14 protein-coding genes and 1 pseudogene are annotated in these 20242 nt (G+C 37.6%); 9 read left to right on the forward strand and 6 right to left on the reverse strand.

Translation table 11 applies throughout. The features are described 5' to 3' along the window. Positions 1–4 precede the first annotated feature (4 nt). From PVV59_RS02185 to ssb, 4 genes are all read right to left on the reverse strand, one after another. Entirely contained in the window at positions 5–607 is a 603-nt protein-coding gene (locus PVV59_RS02185; RefSeq protein ID WP_273754276.1) for a peptidylprolyl isomerase, read from the reverse strand. A gap of 12 nt (positions 608–619) precedes the next feature. After that, entirely contained in the window at positions 620–1117 is a 498-nt protein-coding gene (gene coaD / locus PVV59_RS02190; protein WP_273754278.1) for a pantetheine-phosphate adenylyltransferase, read from the reverse strand. 25 nt (positions 1118–1142) lie between these two features. Next, positions 1143–3926, reverse strand: coding sequence for a DNA gyrase subunit A (gene gyrA, locus PVV59_RS02195; protein WP_273754279.1), 2784 nt, complete (start codon positions 3924–3926; stop codon positions 1143–1145). A 230-nt stretch (positions 3927–4156) separates the two neighbouring features. Then, on the reverse strand, positions 4157–4663 hold the full coding sequence (gene ssb / locus PVV59_RS02200; RefSeq protein ID WP_273754280.1) for a single-stranded DNA-binding protein: 507 nt from the start codon (positions 4661–4663) through the stop codon (positions 4157–4159). A 331-nt stretch (positions 4664–4994) separates the two neighbouring features. On the opposite strand from ssb, the gene uvrA reads away from it, so the two are divergent. The 4 genes from uvrA to PVV59_RS02220 all read left to right on the forward strand — a co-directional run bounded on the left by uvrA (position 4995) and on the right by PVV59_RS02220 (position 11541). Continuing rightward, entirely contained in the window at positions 4995–7910 is a 2916-nt protein-coding gene (uvrA, locus tag PVV59_RS02205) for an excinuclease ABC subunit UvrA (protein ID WP_273754281.1), read from the forward strand. Positions 7911–9027: 1117 nt separating this feature from the next. Further along, positions 9028–9366, forward strand: a complete 339-nt coding sequence (locus PVV59_RS02210; RefSeq protein WP_273754282.1) for a P-II family nitrogen regulator — start codon at positions 9028–9030, stop codon at positions 9364–9366. 57 nt (positions 9367–9423) lie between these two features. After that, positions 9424–10833, forward strand: a complete 1410-nt coding sequence (glnA, locus tag PVV59_RS02215; protein WP_273754283.1) for a type I glutamate--ammonia ligase — start codon at positions 9424–9426, stop codon at positions 10831–10833. A gap of 156 nt (positions 10834–10989) precedes the next feature. Further along, positions 10990–11541 (forward strand): hypothetical protein, encoded by a 552-nt coding sequence (locus PVV59_RS02220; RefSeq protein ID WP_273754284.1) that lies wholly within the window; start codon positions 10990–10992, stop codon positions 11539–11541. A 34-nt stretch (positions 11542–11575) separates the two neighbouring features. Here the strand turns inward: PVV59_RS02220 and PVV59_RS02225 are convergent, their stop codons facing one another. Continuing rightward, positions 11576–12358, reverse strand: a complete 783-nt coding sequence (locus PVV59_RS02225; RefSeq protein WP_273754285.1) for an ATP12 family chaperone protein — start codon at positions 12356–12358, stop codon at positions 11576–11578. 640 nt (positions 12359–12998) lie between these two features. Here PVV59_RS02225 and PVV59_RS02230 point away from each other — a divergent pair. The 5 genes and pseudogenes from PVV59_RS02230 to PVV59_RS02250 all read left to right on the forward strand — a co-directional run bounded on the left by PVV59_RS02230 (position 12999) and on the right by PVV59_RS02250 (position 16951). After that, positions 12999–13499 (forward strand): prephenate dehydratase domain-containing protein, encoded by a 501-nt coding sequence (locus tag PVV59_RS02230; protein ID WP_273754287.1) that lies wholly within the window; start codon positions 12999–13001, stop codon positions 13497–13499. A gap of 46 nt (positions 13500–13545) precedes the next feature. Next, positions 13546–14751: a DUF6421 family protein gene (locus PVV59_RS02235; RefSeq protein ID WP_273754289.1), complete on the forward strand. Its 1206-nt coding sequence runs from the start codon at positions 13546–13548 to the stop codon at positions 14749–14751. 83 nt (positions 14752–14834) lie between these two features. After that, a pseudogene (locus PVV59_RS02240) lies at positions 14835–15107 on the forward strand (EamA family transporter); the annotation flags it as partial. A gap of 6 nt (positions 15108–15113) precedes the next feature. Then, a complete protein-coding gene (locus PVV59_RS02245; RefSeq protein ID WP_273754351.1) occupies positions 15114–15695 on the forward strand; it encodes a DMT family transporter in 582 nt (193 codons plus the stop codon). Beyond that, positions 15692–16951: an ATP-grasp domain-containing protein gene (locus PVV59_RS02250; protein WP_273754290.1), complete on the forward strand. Its 1260-nt coding sequence runs from the start codon at positions 15692–15694 to the stop codon at positions 16949–16951. Before PVV59_RS02245 ends, PVV59_RS02250 begins: the two co-directional genes overlap by 4 nt. A 519-nt stretch (positions 16952–17470) precedes the next feature. Here PVV59_RS02250 and PVV59_RS02255 read toward each other — a convergent pair. Continuing rightward, positions 17471–20224, reverse strand: a complete 2754-nt coding sequence (locus PVV59_RS02255; RefSeq protein WP_273754292.1) for an autotransporter outer membrane beta-barrel domain-containing protein — start codon at positions 20222–20224, stop codon at positions 17471–17473. Between the last annotated feature and the right edge of the window lie 18 nt (positions 20225–20242).

The raw sequence follows: 20242 nt of genomic DNA on the forward strand, positions 1-20242 counted from the left end.
TGATTTATCTTTCAATTTGTAAAGTAGCAGCATGAATAACATCAGGATTTGTTACAGATCCATTATTACTTGCAGTCCCTTTTTTAATTTTATCAACAATATCCATCCCCTGTATGACTTCTCCAACAATCGTATATTGACCATTTAAAAAAGGAGCATCATCAAAACAAATGAAGAATTGAGAATTAGCAGAATTTTGATCTTGTGAACGAGCCATCCCAACAGTACCGCGCTTAAACGACTGCTTTGAAAATTCAGCCGGTATATTGGGATAACTTGAACCTCCCATACCAACGCGTTTCAGATCAAAACTTTTACTGCCTTTTTTTCCAAACTTTACATCACCAGTTTGTGCCATAAAGCCAGGAATAACGCGATGAAACACAACATTATTATAAGCTCCCTCTTCTGCTAGTTTTTTGATTTGCTCAACATGTTTTGGCGCCAAATCAGGACGCAGACGAATAAAAACATCACCGTCTTTGAGAGATAAAACAAGCAGGCTTGCATCATTTGCTGGGTTTGCTGAGCTAAAATTATCAGCAACAGCGCGCAATGAAAAAAAACAAAATACACATATCAAAACGGCAAAGAATCTACGAGACACAATTATTCACCCTTATAAAGACTGGAATTTCAAACGTAAAGCTTGTGCAATATTGAGCGGAACAAATGGTGTCACATCCCCTCCCATAGAGGCAACTTGACGGACCAATGTAGATGTTATCGCACGTCCAGAAACGCTTGCCGGCAAAAAAACAGTTTGCAATTCAGGGGCCATAACAGCATTCATCCCTGCCATTTGCATTTCATAATCAAGATCAGTACCATCACGCAACCCACGAATGAGAAATGAAGCACCAACTTCACGCGCCTTTTCAATGAGAAGGTTATCAAATGAAAGAACCTGCAACCGATCAGAATCTGTACCAAACAAATCTTTCCCTACCTGCGTAATAAAACCAACGCGCTCTTCAAAACTAAAAAGTGTTTTTTTGCTCGCCTGTAATCCTATAGCAACGACCACCTTATCAGCTAACACAAAACACCCTTTCAAAATATCAAGATGACCGTTTGTAAGAGGATCAAAAGAACCTGCATAAAAAGCAATTTTCATAGATTGTACTCCACCCTCTTCAAAATTACTTTTCTTCGCTCATATCAACTGTATCAGAATGATTCTCACTTTCATCCTCTAATGAGCGCGTTTCATCTTCAGGTTCAGAAATACGCTCAACCGATACGACTCTTTCACCTTCAGCTGTATTAAAAATTGTCACCCCCTTAGTTGAGCGCCCTGCCATACGAATTCCCTCAACAGGGACGCGAATTAGCTGTCCCCCATCTGATACCAACATAATTTGATCTTGCGCCTTCACCGGAAAAGCCGCTACTAATTTACCAATTTCAGCAGTTTTAGATGGATCTGTTGCACGAATTCCTTTTCCACCACGTCCCGAAATCCGGAACTCATAAGAAGAAGAGCGTTTACCATAACCAAACTCACTCACGGTTAACAGCATCTGTTCGCGTGCATGGAGTTCTGTGTAGCGCTCCTCTGTTAACTCTGTCTCAGTACCCCCATCTTCTTCATCAAGAATGACAATATCTTCAATATCAGCATCTGAACCAGCAGCACGGCGTTCATTTATCACACGTTTAATATATGTAGAACGCTCAATGGACGTCGCTTCAACATGCTCTAAAATTGTCATCGAAATAACTTTATCGCCTTTAGCCAAATTGATACCACGAACCCCTACAGAATTACGCCCCGCAAAGACACGAACATCCACAACTGGAAAACGAATACATTGCCCATTCGCTGTTGTGAGAACCACATCATCATGTTCTGTACAGGTTTCAACAGAAAGAATTTCATCTTCTTCATCAAGTTTCATGGCAATTTTACCATTACGATTAACTTGAATAAAATCTGATAACTTATTACGGCGCACAGTCCCACGTGTTGTCGCAAACATGATATCCAGCGCACTCCAGCTTTCTTCATCTTCAGGCAAAGGCATAATAGTTGTAATACGCTCACCTTGTTGTAAGGGAAGCATATTGATCAAAGCCCGCCCACGCGATTGTGGTGTCCCCAGTGGTAGTCGCCAAACTTTTTCCTTATAAACAATCCCACGTGATGAAAAGAAAAGAACTGGAGTATGTGTATTAGCGACAAATAAACGTGTTACAAAATCCTCATCTTTCGTCGACATACCAGAACGCCCCTTACCGCCACGACGCTGTGCACGATAGGTATTAAGAGGGACGCGCTTAATATAACCACTATGGCTCACCGTTACCACCATATCCTCTGGTGCGATCAGATCTTCACTCTCCATCTCAGCGCTACCAAAACCAAAGACGGTACGTCGCGGCGTTGCAAATTCCTCACGAAGAGCACTCAACTCGTCTTTAACAATACCCATAATGCGTACACGCGATGCCAAAATATCAAGATAATCAGCAATATCCACGCCAATTTTATTCAATTCATCAGCAATTTCATCACGCCCAAGGGCTGTCAACCGTTGCAAACGCAATTCTAAAATAGCACGCGCCTGCTCTTCAGAAAGATTATAAGTACTATCCTCATGAATAATATGACGAGGATCATCAATAAGTTTAATCAAAGGTGCTACATCCGCAGCAGGCCAGCGTCGCTCCATTAATTGTGTACGTGCTGTCTGTGGATCAGGTGCTTTCCGAATAAGCGCTATGATTTCATCAATATTAGCAACCGCAAGGGCAAGACCAACCAAAACATGGGCCCGTTCACGGGCTTTACGCAAAAGATATTTTGTTCGCCGACTAACAACCTCTTCACGGAAAGAAACAAATGCACGAAGCATATCAAGCAACGTCATTTGTTCAGGTTTTCCCCCATTCAACGCAACCATATTACAACCAAAAGAAGTTTGCAGCGGCGTATAACGATATAATTGGTTTAAAACAATTTCCGCAACAACATCTTTCTTCAACTCAATAACAACACGATATCCATCACGATCAGATTCGTCACGCAAATCAGAAATTCCTTCAATGCGTTTATCGCGCACCAATTCGGCCATTTTTTCAATCATTGTTGCTTTGTTAACTTGATAAGGAATTTCACTCACAATAATTGCCTGTCGACCACTGCGAATTTCTTCAATATCAACTTTAGCACGCATAATAATCGAGCCACGCCCTGTTTCATAAGCTGAACGGACACCAGAATGCCCGAGGATAATTCCCCCTGTAGGGAAATCTGGACCAGGAATAATTTCAATTATTTGATCAAGTGTGATATTGGGATTATCAATTAGGGCGATACAACCATTAACAACTTCGCCAAGATTATGGGGTGGAATATTGGTTGCCATTCCCACAGCAATGCCCCCTGACCCGTTAACCAAAAGATTAGGGAAGCGCGCTGGTAAAACAACCGGTTCACATTCACGCCCATCATAATTATCCTGAAAATCAACCGTATCTTTATCAATATCAGCTAAAAGCGCTTCTGAGACTTTTTCTAAACGACACTCAGTATAGCGCATTGCCGCTGGTGGATCACCATCAACAGAACCAAAATTCCCCTGACCATCGATCAACGGATTTCTCAAGGAGAAGTCCTGTGCCATACGCACCAAAGCATCATAAATAGAAGCGTCACCATGGGGATGGAATTTTCCCATAACCTCCCCAACAACACCAGCAGACTTACGATACGGCTTATTAAAAACAAGCCCCATCTCATTCATAGCATGAAGGATACGTCGATGAACAGGTTTAAGACCATCACGGACATCAGGGAGTGCACGTGAAACAATGACACTCATCGCATAATCGAGATAAGAACGTTGCATTTCATCAATTATGCTGATTGGTTCAATACCAGTCAGCACATCACGTTCTGGTTGTGGAGTAAGATCAGTCACAATTTCAAAACTTTCAAAAAAGAATCATTTTACTTTGTTTATATCGAAAAATACACCCAAATGCTAATCTCTCTCCCATAACAAAGGAGAAATTTAACAATATTTTTCAAGATGTTATTAATTCCTAATAAAAATTATCAATAACAATAAACAGCTTCCACTTCGCTAAACTTCAAAAATCTGAAACAAACAAACCATAAAGAACGTGTAATACTGTCTTGTAAAGACTCTTAGAAAGGTACATCGTCATCTAATTTATGAGAAAAACTTTCTCCCACTTTGCTATCAGTTTGACCAAAAGTATTTTTCTGATTTGCGTTAGTATCTGTAAAACCCCCACTGTAACTGCCTCCTTGACCGGCACCTTGCTCCCCACCAGCTCCCCCACGCCCATCAAGCATTTGTAATTCCCCACGGTATTTTTGCAAAACAACCTCTGTTGTATAACGATCATTTCCATTTTGATCTTGCCATTTCCGTGTCTGTAACTGCCCCTCGATATAAATTTTACTGCCTTTTTTTAAATATTGCTCTGCAATTTTGATAAGATTCTCATTAAAAATAACAATATTATGCCACTCGGTGCGTTCTTTTCGTTCATTTGTATTCCGATCACGCCAACTTTCCGAAGTAGCAATACGCAAATTTGCCACTTGATCTCCAGAATTCAAACGGCGGATTTCGGGATCTGACCCGAGATTACCAATCAAAATAACTTTATTAAGGCTACCAGCCATCGCATAAACTCCAAAATTTTAATTCGTAAAACACTGTTATAGAACAGTTATAACCATCTTGACCTTCAATTTACACGTTTGCAATTGACCTTCAATATGGATATTGCTACCCTTTCCCAACATTGGATCCAATGTAATTATAACAAAATATGATAACAACGCATAGTTTATTCCATCAATAGAGAATAAAAAGCTGCTCATTTGTGTTTTCTTTTCATAAAACTTATACTTTCTTTTTGCGTTAAGGCAGTTAAGCACGTTTTAATTCTAAAAAAACAGTTTTATGCCATTTCAGAGGCTTAATTTCTGTCACATATGCCAAGGATAAAAGATGACTCATCAAAAATATATCTCCATTCGCGGTGCACGTGAGCATAACCTTAAAAATATTGATCTTGATCTGCCTCGTGATAAACTCATTGTTGTAACAGGACTTTCTGGATCAGGAAAATCATCTTTAGCTTTTGATACAATTTACGCTGAAGGACAACGCCGCTATGTCGAAAGCCTTTCGGCTTATGCACGCCAATTTCTCGAAGTCATGCAAAAACCAGACGTCGATCGCATAGATGGCCTTTCTCCAGCTATCTCCATTGAACAAAAAACCACCAGCCGCAACCCGCGCTCAACAGTCGGTACCGTCACTGAAATCTACGACCATATGCGTCTCCTCTTTGCTCGTATTGGTATTCCCCATTCCCCTGCTACAGGACTTCCTATTGAAAGCCAGACAGTAACCCAAATGGTTGATCAAATTATGTCCTTACCAGAAGGAACACGAATTTTTATTATGGCCCCCTTGGTGCGAGGTCGAAAGGGAGAGTATAAAAAAGAGCTAAGGGAACTTTTAAGAAAAGGATTTCAGCGCGCTAAAGTTGATGGAGAATTCTATGAAATCTCTGATATTCCACCTCTTGATAAAAAATATAAACATGACATCGATGTTGTGGTAGACCGCATTGTTGTACAAAATGATATCACCTCTCGCTTGGCTGATAGTATAGAAACCTGTTTACAGCTAGCAAATGGACTTGTCATTGCTGAAATGGCGGACCAACCCTTAGCACAAAAAGAAACGACAAAAGAAGCTGCTTATAAATCAAAAAACGACACACACAAACGGCTTCTTTTTTCAGAAAAATTTTCCTGCCCTGTATCAGGTTTTTCTATCCCTGAAATTGAACCACGACTCTTTTCATTCAATAATCCTTTTGGAGCCTGTCCTCTCTGCGATGGACTGGGAATCAAAAAGGCAATGGATCCTCAAAAAATTGTACCAAATAAAAATCTTACCTTAAAAGGCGGAGCCATTGCTCCTTGGGCTAAATCAGATTCACTTTATTATAGCCAAACCTTAGAAGCATTAGGAAAAGCTTACGATTTCAAACTCACAAATCAGTGGTGTGAACTCTCTAATGAAGCACAACAGGCTATTCTCTACGGTACAAAAAGAAATGAAATTTCTTTTATCTATAAAAATAATTCTGGTTCGCATAAAACGACCCAACCTTTTGAAGGAATCATCCCTAATATGGAGAGACGCTGGAAAGAAACCGATTCTGCTTGGTCTCGAGAAGAAATCGAACGTTATATGTCTTCTTCGCCCTGCCCAGCTTGTCACGGTTATCGTTTAAAACCAGAGGCACTTGCTGTAAAAATCAACGGAATGCATATTGGGCAAATATCAGATCTTTCTATTCTAAAAGCAGATGATTGGTTTGCCAATGTTCATCAATATCTCACAGAAAAACAACGTAATATCGCCGTACGTATTTTAAAAGAAATTCGCGAACGTTTGGCTTTTTTAAATCATGTAGGATTGGAATATCTTACCTTGTCTCGAAATTCAGGAACGCTTTCAGGTGGAGAAAGCCAACGCATTCGGTTGGCATCTCAAATTGGTTCTGGTCTTACAGGCGTTCTTTATATTTTAGATGAACCATCCATCGGTTTACACCAACGCGATAATGAACGTCTTTTGGAAATGCTATGCCATTTACGCGATCTTGGTAATACAGTTATTGTTGTTGAACATGATGAAGATGCCATTCGCGCAGCAGACCATGTTGTTGATATGGGCCCTGCGGCAGGGGTTCATGGTGGTAAAATCATAGCGCAAGGGACACCACAAGAAGTTATAGAGAATCCAACCTCTCTCACAGGCCAATATCTTTCAGGGAAAATGGCTGTTAGACTGCCGACAGAGCGACGCAAAATATCAAAATTGAAAACCCTTAAAGTCATTGGCGCCAAAGGCAATAACCTTAAGAATATCAGTGCAAATATCCCTCTTGGAACTTTCACATGCATAACCGGTGTTTCTGGAGGAGGAAAATCAACATTTCTTATTGAAACGCTTTTCAAAGCAGCATCACATCAGATCATGGGTAGTCATCATAGCCCTGCCTGCTATGATAAAATTGAAGGATTAGAATTTCTTGATAAAGTCATTGATATCAACCAGTCCCCTATTGGACGCACCCCACGCTCTAATCCCGCAACCTATACAGGCGCTTTTACACCGATTCGTGACTGGTTTGCCGAACTCCCAGAATCAAAAGCTCGTGGTTATAAAGCAGGGCGTTTTTCATTTAATGTTAAAGGAGGACGCTGTGAAGCTTGTCAAGGTGATGGAGTCATCAAAATTGAAATGCACTTTTTACCGGATGTCTATGTAACTTGTGATGTCTGTAAAGGAAAACGTTATAATAGAGAAACACTAGAAATAAAATTCAAAGGGCAATCTATCGCCGATATTTTAGATATGACAATCGAAAAGGCTGAGGAATTTTTCCAGGCTGTTCCCGCTATTCATAATAAAATGGAAACCCTCATGAAAGTAGGATTGGATTACATAAAAGTGGGACAGCAAGCAACCACACTTTCTGGTGGGGAAGCACAACGTGTAAAACTTGCAAAAGAGCTTTCACGCAAAACAACGGGACGTACACTTTATATTTTGGATGAACCGACAACAGGTTTACATTTTCATGATATTTCTAAACTTCTTGAAGTGCTTCATGAACTGGTCGAGCAAGGCAATACTGTCATCGTCATTGAACATAACCTTGATGTTATCAAAACAGCCGACTGGATTATTGATTTAGGACCAGAAGGTGGAGATCGTGGGGGGGAAATCGTTGCTATTGGGCGTCCTGAAGACATTATTAAGGTTCCCGCTTCTTATACGGGAAAATTTCTAAAAGATGTTTTACAGCGCCAATCTCTCTACAGTTCCAACTCTTAAAAAGGTTTAGTCTTAAAGGTTTAGTCTTAAAGGACTTACCTTGTAAGATACAGTATACGAACAAAGACGGTGTTTTTATTGTTGCCTGTAAATTAAATCTCATTCCAGTGCTGCGGTATGTTTAAAACAAGGGCTGAAACGATTTTTCGCGCTTTATAAGCTATTTTATCTTTCGTATTGCCTAATAAGAGAACGTGCGCATAATTGCGTATCTTTCCTCTATTTGTTTATATCTGAAATGACTAGATAGCCTAATTTTAGAAAAATACAAATTTTAAAGGTATAAAAAGTTTTCCTCTTTTCCATCTGCTTTTAATTCATCTTGATCTTGACGATTTTCAAAAGCATCTACAGCAAGATCTTATCAGAAAGGCTGCACATTGCTTCACACTTTTATTTATCGCGTTCCTTAACGGGATTCATTCCTCACGAAGGGACAGAATGTCCCAAACGGAATAATTGGCGTTGCCAATTCCAGACACTTGTTTTTAAAGAGATATTTCTACAATGCTTTAAAGCCCATTTCACGACATCCCCTGTAAATACTATTTTGATACATCGATTATTATACAGCAGCATCTTTAACTTATTGGCGGAAAAAATCGCCGCTATCATGATATTTAACTAATACTTACAGCTTCCCATTGCTATTCAGAAGCCCTTGCATTTAATATGCTATCCATTATAGGTATTTTATTTCCCTCTTAACCGTTTTTATCCACGCACTCGTATGGCTTATGATATACACTTAAATAATATACAAAAATATTGTTTTAATTGCTTGAGAATAAAAAGATCTAAAGTGAAAAAATCTCATGCTATTAGAGTTTCTTATTCGATATGAGAAACATTTAATTATCCTTATAAATCAAGGTATTAATAAATAAAAAAAGAAACATAACACTCTTATTATATTATTTTAATTCTGTACAAAGAATTGTAATTTTTTCCAAAAAAACAATATTTCACTTCATTGTACAAGAAACTCTCCTCCTAGAGCATAGACTATAATTATTTTCGAGTTTTTGTGTACAAAGTATCTGTTGGACATCTTAGAGTTGTCAATATAATGTGATGCGGTCTAAAAAGACAAAATAACGTTGGAGATAATTTCAGCATGAAAAAAATTGAAGCCATTATAAAACCTTTCAAACTTGATGAAGTAAAAGAAGCGCTTCAAAAAATTGGACTACACGGTATTACAGTAACAGAAGCGAAAGGTTTTGGCCATCAAAGAGAACATACAGAACTTTATCGTGGTACGAAATATGTTGTTGACTTTCTACCTAAAGTAAAGATTGAGATTGTTGTATCCGATGAAAAACTGGAACAAACTGTTGATGCAATACGCAAAGCAGCGCAAACAAAACATATAGGAGATGGAAAGATATTTGTTTTTTCCATTGATGATGCCATTCGTATAGGCACTGACGAAACTGGGATCGATGCTCTTTAATAAACAACGAAAAATTCGCCTTTTATCACCCTCAACGCCATATTAAGGAAATTGAATATGACAACCGCATCAAATATTATCAAACAGATTGCAGACAACGAAATCCGTTTTGTTGATTTACGTTTTACTGATCCACGAGGAAAATTGCATCACATTACAATGGATATCGCAGAGATCAGCGAAGATACCTTTAGTGATGGTGTTATGTTTGATGGTTCTTCAATTGCTGGTTGGAAAACAATTAATGAATCTGATATGGTTTTAATGCCTGATCCCAAAACAGCACATATTGATCCTTTTTTTGCTCAATCCACTTTGGTCATATTTTGTGATATCCTTGACCCTGTCTCTGGTGAGTTTTATCGTAGAGATCCTCGTTCTATCGCCAAAAGGGCTGAGGTTTATATGAAATCTTTAGGTATTGGAGATACAATCAATATAGGACCAGAAGCAGAGTTTTTTATCTTTGATGATGTGCGCTATAAAACGGATCCTTACAACACAGGATTTAAACTCGATTCAAGTGAACTTCCTTCCAATGATGATACAGAATATGAAACAGGCAATCTAGGACATCGTCCACGAATGAAGGGAGGCTATCTTCCTGTTCCACCGGTTGATTCCTGCCAAGATATGCGTTCTGAAATGCTCACAGCACTCAAAGATATGGGCGTGCAGGTTGAAAAACACCATCATGAAGTCGCAGCGGGTCAACATGAATTGGGGATTCGTTTTGATACGCTTGTTCGCGAGGCTGATAAGATGCAAATTTTTAAATATGTTGTGCATCAAATAGCAAACAGTTATGGAAAAACAGCAACTTTTATGCCAAAGCCCATTTTTGGTGATAATGGCTCAGGAATGCATGTCCATATGTCCATTTGGAAAGATGGAAAACCCATCTTTGCGGGAAATGAATATGCCGGACTCTCAGAAACCTGTTTATTTTTTATCGGTGGTGTTATTAAGCATGCAAAAGCAATTAATGCTTTTACCAATCCATCCACAAACTCCTATAAGCGTTTGGTTCCTGGTTATGAAGCTCCTGTCCTTCTTGCCTATTCGGCACGTAATCGTTCTGCATCTTGCCGTATTCCAATGAGTTCTTCGCCAAATTCAAAACGCGTAGAAGTTCGTTTTCCAGACCCAACAGCAAATCCCTATTTAGCATTTGCAGCCCTCTTAATGGCTGGTCTTGATGGCATAAAAAACAAAATTCACCCTGGACATGCTATGGATAAAGATCTTTATGATCTTCCCTTAAAAGAACTCAAAGAAATCCCTACCGTTTCAGGAAGTCTGCGTGAAGCACTTGAAGCGCTCGACAAAGATCGTAGCTTCCTTAAAGCTGGCGATGTTTTTGATGATGATCAGATTGATTCCTTTATTCAAGTAAAGATGCAAGAAGTCTTACGTTACGAAACAACGCCTCATCCTGTTGAATTTGATATGTACTATTCTGTTTAAACAATAAATACGCATTATCTTGATTTTTAAAATGGAGGCGAAAGCCTCCATTTTTGTGGATATCCGTCTTGTGCAAGAGTGCAAAAGACTTTTTGCTTATCTACTTTTCCTTTATAATCATTTTGAATCTCTTCAAATTAATTAACAAGGTTTCTAATGCCGCGAATTTGTTTTCTCATTTCTATTCTTTTATGCATTGTCCTTATCCCATCAACAACTCTAGCGCATACAATTAGAAACCAAAAACTCATAACCCTTGAACTTGAAAAAGCAACATCTGCTTATAGTAAAGCACTTAAAAATGCCGATGCAGATGCCATTTTAAACGCTATTCCCCCCAAAATTATTAACAGCTTAACAGCTAAAAAAAATCTTAGTCAATCGCAATTTCAACAAATCATGAAAAGCCAAATTGAACAGTTGGCAGAAAATTATAAGATTGAAAGTATCCATATTGATCAAAAACAAAAACGTGAAGGTAAACTTGATAATGGCATTCCTTATTTTGTTATCCCCGTAGAGCTTGTAACCACAACAAATGCTGGAAAAAAATGTTCTATTCAAACTGAAATTATTGCCCTACTTCATGATAACCAATGGTATTTTATCCGAGGTAATGACGAAGCAATCGTAAATATAATTGATGAAGTGTTTCCTGGACTTGAAAAAGTAAAAATCAATCCTCTAAAAATTACAAAAATACAATGATCGAAGAGAATATATATAAATAAAGGCTTTAACCTTATAAGCAAGTTGTAACGATTGTAACAGCTGCATTAAATTCAATTTTTTTATGAGCACGGCGTACCATTGTCTCTTTATCCATTCCCCACTGTTTCATCATCCAATCTTCATCTAAATGAGCAATAGACCAAGCATGATCCGCATCAATTTTTCCCACAGCGACCGCAAGAGCAATAAGAGCAGATCCCGTTAAAGTTGTCATCACATGGAGTGCTGCAAGCATATAAGGAGACTCAACGCTACGTAAATAATGACTCACGGCTTGAAGTGCTTCTGGTGATTGTTCCACATGCATTAGCCCTTCTGTCAAATAAAAGCGTGCTCCTAGTTTTTCTTCTGCCCAATCCAATAAAGGATCCCATTGTTTACATTGCCGTTGTACCAACTCTTTAGGAGTTTGTGCACGATAAAAGATCATATCACAAGCAACAAAACGCAATAAATCCTCAAAAACAGCCTGCATATCATCAGCAATACCATCAATAACAGTATTAACAAGACGCGTCATCGGCATTATTGCTGGATTAACAACATTCTTTTGGCTCTCAAATTCCTGAGCAATGAATTCAGCAAACGCTTGCGTTGGCACAAGAAAATGACGCTTTGCGGGCGTTTTAACGGGACGTTCATCTAATAAGATCGCAAATCCTCCCTCCTCACAAGCAATCTTTACTTCTCTATAAAATCGTTTAGGATGTGGTTGGCATGAAAGATTTTGACTCTTCTGGACAGAACTATTTTTATTCGAAGGTCTATCAAAATGATTCAAAATTTCACGCATATTGTTTTACCTCTGACATTTCAAAAAAATGACTTGTTTTCAAAGCTCTATATATCTGATTTAAGATTTAAATTTATCTCTTTCTCTATCTTACAAGAAAAAAATCTTACTAATCCAAACTGATTTTAAAATATATCCTTTATTGAACACACAAGACAATAATGATTGCCTTTCATATATTCAATACAATCACAACTATAAAACAATTTTTAAAAGTATTTATCTTAATTAAAAAGCTAAATATATTGAATTTTATGGCAAAAATGTTCACGCTTTATCACTGTGCTCATTATCCACCCACAATAGCATTATTGATATGAACAGTTCAAAAACGCTGCTCATCCCCAAAATGATAGAGCAGTACGGTTTACTATCATCCGCCTTCGCTTAACCATTTTAATCATTCTCTAACATATCCAATAAATACCCCCTGCGTAGAATTTTTTCTGTTCAATGTCTACCCTAAACGACCATGTTTTATGGCATGATAGGATAATAACAAGACTAAATTGTATCGTAAATTTTCTTTCACATATACATATATTTTATAAAATACTAAATTAATTAGTTTATTGTGCTTGATATACTCTACATATTGCACTAGTTTAAATTTATTCGCATAATTAAAAGAATAGAGATCGTGCAATCTGAAAATAATATTTTTATATATACACTTGGCCCTGCAGATACTAACTGTGCAGCTGCAGCAAAATGGTGGCTTGATAATCACAATCAAAATATTTTATCCACTGACTTAAGATCCCGTATTATCTTATACGCAACACTTGAAGAGGCATTCAATGAACTTTCTCAGAAAAAAGATGGATATCTCCTGAGCTGTGCTGCTTACCCCAATTTGCATACACTCATATTTACGCGTTTAGATGATATGCAATTATTTGACAGTTTTATTATGCCTACCCACTCTATGGTTTTAGCTAAACGCAATAACTCTGATAAAATTAAAACCGTAGCTACTCATCCTGCCCCTCAATCTTTGGTAGCGAATCAATACGACAAAATATTTGCCAACAGCAATGCTGATGCGGCCGTTCTTTGTAAAGCTGAAAAAGCAGATGCTTGTATCACAACATCAGTTGCGGCAAACCGCTATAAGCTAAATATTGTGGAAAATTTTTGACAAGTGCCAATGGCCTTTTTGCTCCACTCGCTAAAGTCAGCTAATCATGAAACAATCTGAAGCACTTCTTTCCATTGTTAACTTGGTTGACAAATTCCGTATACGCCAAAAACTAGATGGTAGCATTAAGAAACCAACTTCAGCAGATATTAATATGATCAATGAATTGATCACTCTGCTGAACCACCATGTAGATATTATTGACGGATTATCTTCAGAACTTTTAGCTACCACTTCTGATGATCTTCATCAGTGGATGCTTAGTGGTTTAACTATCCCTCCTAAATTTGATAACACTTTAGCTGCTTTTAAAGCACCATTACCAGATGCTCCTTTGTTTTTCTTGGCTCCAATGCGTACAACTAATGGCTCCGCTCCAGAAGGATTCCGGCTGGAATTAATTACAGGATATCGTCATGAAACGGCCTATCTTGCAGACGCCTCAAAATATACAAATAATTATGTATCACCTTTTCAATGTATAAAAATGGGAATAGCATCAAAGGGTTTTTTAGAAGGCAATTGCATTGTTTTATTCCCAGAATCTGTAGCGACTGCTAAGAAAATTGATAAGCAAGCATTTGCTTTGTTTTTTTTCAGCAAATTCTTTGATATTTACAATAAGCAGACAATTGTGGAAGCTGAACGTTTACTCGGTCAAGATAGTAAATTCCTGTTTGGTCAATTGCATAGCCGTAACTTATCTAAAGAAGACATTTACGATATTCGCTGTTTGTGGGGCTATTATCATGACTATGCACATCATATCGGCCCGCGTCCATTGGATAAGAATCTATATATAAAATTAAATTGGTTCACAGGCCTTCTAGAAGAAACTAAAGTTGATTTAATTACAGTGCGTATTATGCTACAAAAGCATCCAAAATTTTGGAAAGAAATAACAGAGTTTGTCCTATTAGAACGCATATTTCGTTATCCAAAAGATTCTGATCAACATATGACTTTCGATGCTGGTACAGGTATCTTGCTTTTTGAAATATTCATGCGTAACAAAGCATTGATTGAAACCAATGAAGGTTATCTTCAATTTGATTTGAAACGTCTTGAAGAAGTAATAACATTGATGATCGAAGATATAGAAGCGCTTGAAGCATTTGATGATGACGCTTATTTGGTAGGAGCTAAGAATTATATCCAAAATAATCTTGGAAAACCGGAAACCTCACAGTTACGATTTAATTTTTCAACATCAAACTATGCACAGCGCGTTATTGGGGGATTAAATCGTTGAATTTCTTAAAAGGACGGTTATTCTTATTTACCTTTGCCATTCTCGCATTGTTTTCCATAAGTTGGTTATTATCTAAGAATTTGGTGAGCAATATACCAGTAATGCATGCGGTTGGACTGAGGTTGTGTGCAACTGCCACCGCTTTATGGTTGATTGCAGTCTTTCGTGAAAAAACTGTTTTCAGATCTCTATCATTGCTTTCCATGATACCTTCTTTTTTTATTCTATCTGTATTAGGATTCTCGTTATATTTTGTATGCAGCTTTGGTGCATTAAAATCACTCAAAGCCAGTGATTTAACCATGGTTTTAGCAACCATTCCAGGGATTACCTATATATTGGGTACACTGACGAATAGCCTTATGTTTTCGTGGTTCAAGTTTATCGGCATGATCATTGTCAGTGTAGCGGCTATAACATTCAATATAAACAGTATAGAGGGTGCATATTACAGTTTAACAGGAATAACTCTTGCTTTAACAGCAGCGCTTTCTTACTCTACTTATGGCTTATTGTCTAAACGTTACCTTAAAAATTTACCTTTGCTCACCTCACTGGCTTGGATCACAACAATTTCTGCAGCATCGTTTATACCATTATTCATTTTTGATCCTGCCCCACTCTTATATCTTCAGTTAGAAGATATATTTAAGATATTGATTTTAGGAACTGTTTGTTCGGCACCAGTTTACGTATTGTATCAAAAAGTTTTAGCCGAGGGAGGCGTATTATACGCCAACACTATCGGCGTATTATCTCCTTTTGCAGTGGTTACATGTGAATGGATAATAGGCTCGAGCACTTCTTTCAATATTATCAAAATAATTGCTATGATGATGGCTGTTATAGGGATGACACTCTTATTCATAGATGCATCAAAGGTATCTGGATGGCAACGAAAACACCGTTCCCAAAATTCCAAATTTAATGAGGAAACAAAGTGAAAAAACTCGCATTAGTTTGCCAGCGCAATGCAAAACTACCATTTATATTTGAAGCTGCAAAAGCAGCTAATATCGAATTAGTAATGATCTATGATACCGCTGAAAGTGCTCCTACTCAACGACCTACAGCAGTTACTTCAACTTGGCAACTTCCTGTTTTTGATAATCCAGAAGCAGCTCTAGACACTTTTTCAGCCGAAGTAAAAGAACGCAATATTTCTGGGGTCATAACCCTTCGCGAAGAAGCCATCCTATGGACAGCTTTGGCTGCAAAAAAAATCAATACTCCAAGTATTGAACCAGAAGTAGCAGCATTAACCCGCAACAAATATCTTATGCGTCAAGCTTTTGCTAAAGCAGGGCTTAGAACACCAAAATTTTTTTATATAGATAATCCAGAAGACCTTTCACAAGCACATTCCTTGGAGTATCCGCTAGTCATTAAACCCGTCTCTGGATGGGCTAGTACAGGCGTAATGTTAGCTAAAAATTCCGCCGAACTTCCTGATCTCGTCAAAGCAGTATGGAATGTTCAGCATAAAGACATGGCACGTTTTAACGATACAAAGAAGCCTTTAGGCTTAGTAGTAGAACAGTATTTGCCAGGAAAAGAGTTCGTCGTAGAATGCTTTGTTGATACAGCAGGTGTACATGTTCTAGCCGTTGGTGACAAAGGACAACCTGAAGGACCATGGTTTGAAGAAACAATTTATCGTCAACGCCGTGATATAGAAGAACCTCTAATTCTTGCTTTATGTGAAGTTGCATGCTCTGGAGTAAAAGCTCTTGGTATAAATATGGGGGCAGCCCATGTAGAGCTACGCCTAGATGTCAATAACTTGCCTTATATCATTGAGATCGGTGCTCGTATAGGTGGATCTGGTGTCTCCCATTTTATTGTAGAGCAAGGTACAGGAATTTCATTTGCAAAACTCTGTATGAATGCCGCTTTAGCTGAACCAAATCCAAACCTTCCCGATATATTCCCAGCTAAAAAAGTTGCTGCAAATTATATTATTCCTCTTTGTGGTCATGGGCGCTTTTGTGGATTTTCAGGTCTAAATAAGGTTGCACAACATCCTCAAACCGCTAGAACTATAATTTTCTTTGAAACCGATCATTTTTCACTACCTCCACCAGCATTTGGGGGATATCCTGGTTTTATTTTCTCTGTTCATGCCTCAGATCAAGAAGCACGCGATTACCACAAATGGCTTGATGACACCTTAAACATCATATGGAAAACCGATATTTAAATAACCTGGATAGAGATATTTCTACTTACTCTTAATGTTGATATGAATCTTATCAATACAGGCAAAATCACAATGCACTTTCCTAAAATTTTGCAAAAGCCTTCTCCTTAAAGAAGATGTTGAATTTTATAGTGATAATTGATCCATAACTTTGCACACTCTCCATCTTTAAAAGAGGTATTTACACACACACTCACATGTTTTTAAAATGCTTCTTACAGTCTATAAAGCGAAGTGGAAATATGAAGTTGTGTATTTTACGCATGACCCTTCTTTGCTTAACGGCAAAAGCTCCCAATTAAAAATCAATATCCTCCTTCATGTTATACTTGATATTCACCTCCTCAAACAACGGTGTTTTACAGCATAATAGGATAACAGTGCTGCTATTTAAAAAGCCGATGACGAATGATCTCATATATTTGTAACCCAAAAAAAGCACAAACAGATAAAAAAATAAAATCAAAGTGATCCTTTTATATTTATCAAAATACATGGATTATTTTGAAAAAAGATTTATTAAAAATGATAACGCAATCCACCAGAAAAACGAACGCCAGAAAAACCAGCCTTGGTTAGCTTATGCTGATAGCTAAAATCACTGTAAAGTGTAACTTTAGAAGAAAATTGTGCATTAATCCCCAAACCTGTTTCTAAAGAAGAACCAAAAGCCCCTAACTGGAAAACATCTTTTAGATGAACAAATTGTTTTTCACCAAAACGATGGGTAAGATGAATATTGCCATTTAAAGAAATAATACGATCTTTTTCATATGCCGTAAATGTTTTACTTAAATACCCTCCAATACGCATCAACCATTGATCTGCTTTTTTCATCTCAACATCAATCCCATCAATATCACAAAACTTATCAAATTGAAGATATTGATAAACAAGCTGAATCTGCGGATCAAAAAAAAGACCTTCCTGTCCTATCATAAACACTTTACCAGCAGACAACGAAACGCTCAGAGAATTTGCTTTTAATGTCGCCGTCTTACCCCATGAATGAGTAAGTACATCACCCTTAAACAAACCATAAGATAAAAGACCATCTCCATAAAAACCCGTATTGTGTTTCATACTACCGTATGCCGTAAATGTCCATTTATTAAACGGACTCTTTTGACTTTGTTCCACGTTACGAGGTTGTAAGGAAAGCTTTCCATAAGCCCCCATAATCCCAAAAGATATCGTACTATATGCCCTCTCTATTGTTTTGAGTAAAATATCTGTTTCTATAGCGTTATAATCAACATTTCCATCGTACCCATATTCAATGAGAGACAAATCTGAGACATAACGATAACTCCCCCCATAAGCATGAACAGATAAAGAAAAATTATCTTTAACTTTTAATAACTTACCAGAAATAGACCGCATAGCTTGCAACTGCTTTTGTTGATTACTAATACCCATCATCCCCACATGAAACAAAGCATTTTGTAACAGAAGATAGGTTGGAACTTGTGGAACCACTTCTCTGATCTTTAACTCAGAATGAGGGATAACAGACATCCCTAAAGCAGGCTGAATATATTTACTTTCAAGGCGAAAATCCCAAAAGTCACCCTTTCCTTCAACCAATCTTTGAGAAGCTTGTGCTTGTCCAAAAGAAGAAGCTGGACCATAGCCATTAAGATAATATTGATAAGGCAACCCCTCTAATGCGATATAAGCACGATTTAACTGAAAAGAATCTTCAGCTGCTTTTCCAGAAACCTGAATAAGTGAAACACTATGAACATTTTCACCGGTCGCTATTTCCCCCTGATTTTCTGCAATAAATTGCACATAAACTGTCGTTTTTCCAGAAACATCACCATGTATTAAAAGGCGATCAGTCTTTTTATTATCAAGCAACCCATCACGCCTGAGATAGGTATTAAGATAAATATCCGCACTATCTTGCGCACTATAAACTTCTTTCTCTCCCTTCCCAATATGAAGTGTCTGATATTCGTGAAACATTGGTGTTTCAAAAGCGATGAAACTATCCGAAAGTTTTACAAATGAAATAAATGAACTGGTAAGGTTTGAAACTTGCGAATCTATCTCTCTTCTTCTTGTCAAAAACCATTTTGATCCTCTTGTTAAATAAAGCTCAGCAATAGAATCATCGGTAACACGAGTGCTTCCCATCAATGAAGAAGAATCAGCTAAAATCGCGACAGTCCCTCCTTTTTCAACTGTTAATAATAAATCACCAGAAATTTTAGTATCTTCTGTTACAGCAATATAACTCCGACTATTATTATTATAAATCGCTGTTCCAGCTGGAGTTTCAAAAACCGTCTTTTTCAAAAAAACGAGTCCCTGTTCATACGCATGATTCTCCCCTCCCATTTCAAAATGCATACCATGATTGTTCCCTATTGCCTCAATAGTTGAATCTTCAATATTAATCCGCGAAATTAAAATATTTTCTTCCCCACCGACAGCAGATTGTGTGTTAAAATCTTGTCCAACTGTTAAAACATGCATATTCGTAGAAACAATATTCGTATTTTTTAAATAAACAGAACCCTGCTGTTTTACATTCAAAGCTGTATACGTAACTCTTTCATTTGTATTTTCTCTATGTTTTGTTTTTTGACGTTTTGAAGTAATGGTAACACTATCTAAAGTTGCACGCCCACCTCTCTCGACATAAAGCGCAGCGGCATCATTTACATCAATAAATCCACCTTTCATCTGAATACCTGCATTAGTACTAATGAAAAGAGCGCTCTCTTGACCAATACCCTGACCTTCCACTTTAATTTTTGTATTCATTAACGTAACAGATGCCCCTACTTTCTCTGCATAAGCAGCGACCTGAGAAGCTTCAATTATTCCACGATTAACTTCAATTATTCCATGATCAGCTTTAAGACCTACTGACACATTTTTAAAAGCTGAATCGCTCAAGACAATTTTTCCTCCTCTTGATACAACAGCACCATAAATATCTTCTATACCTGCAGTACCTTCAATCTCTATACGCATTGCCTGAATAACTGTATTTGGCTCCTGTACTCCTATAGCGGCAGGAAAAGCGAAAGAGCTTCCCTCCGCATTTTTTTGTTTAACAGCTGCCGTAAACTTATATATTTTATCACTAATTGTATGCTTTACACCATCACTGCATTCATAAGGTAATTTGTTTTCGTCACATGACAGTGATACAAATGAGCGAGAATGTGCCTCAATATTTATATTTAACAAAAAAGAAAAAATAACTGCCGTAAAAACACACGAATACAAGCGATTGTTAGATACTTTGATTATCATTGCTTTTCAAAACTTTCT

This window comes from Bartonella sp. MM73XJBT.G, from assembly GCF_028618435.1.
Taxonomy (GTDB): Bacteria; Pseudomonadota; Alphaproteobacteria; order Rhizobiales; family Rhizobiaceae; genus Bartonella.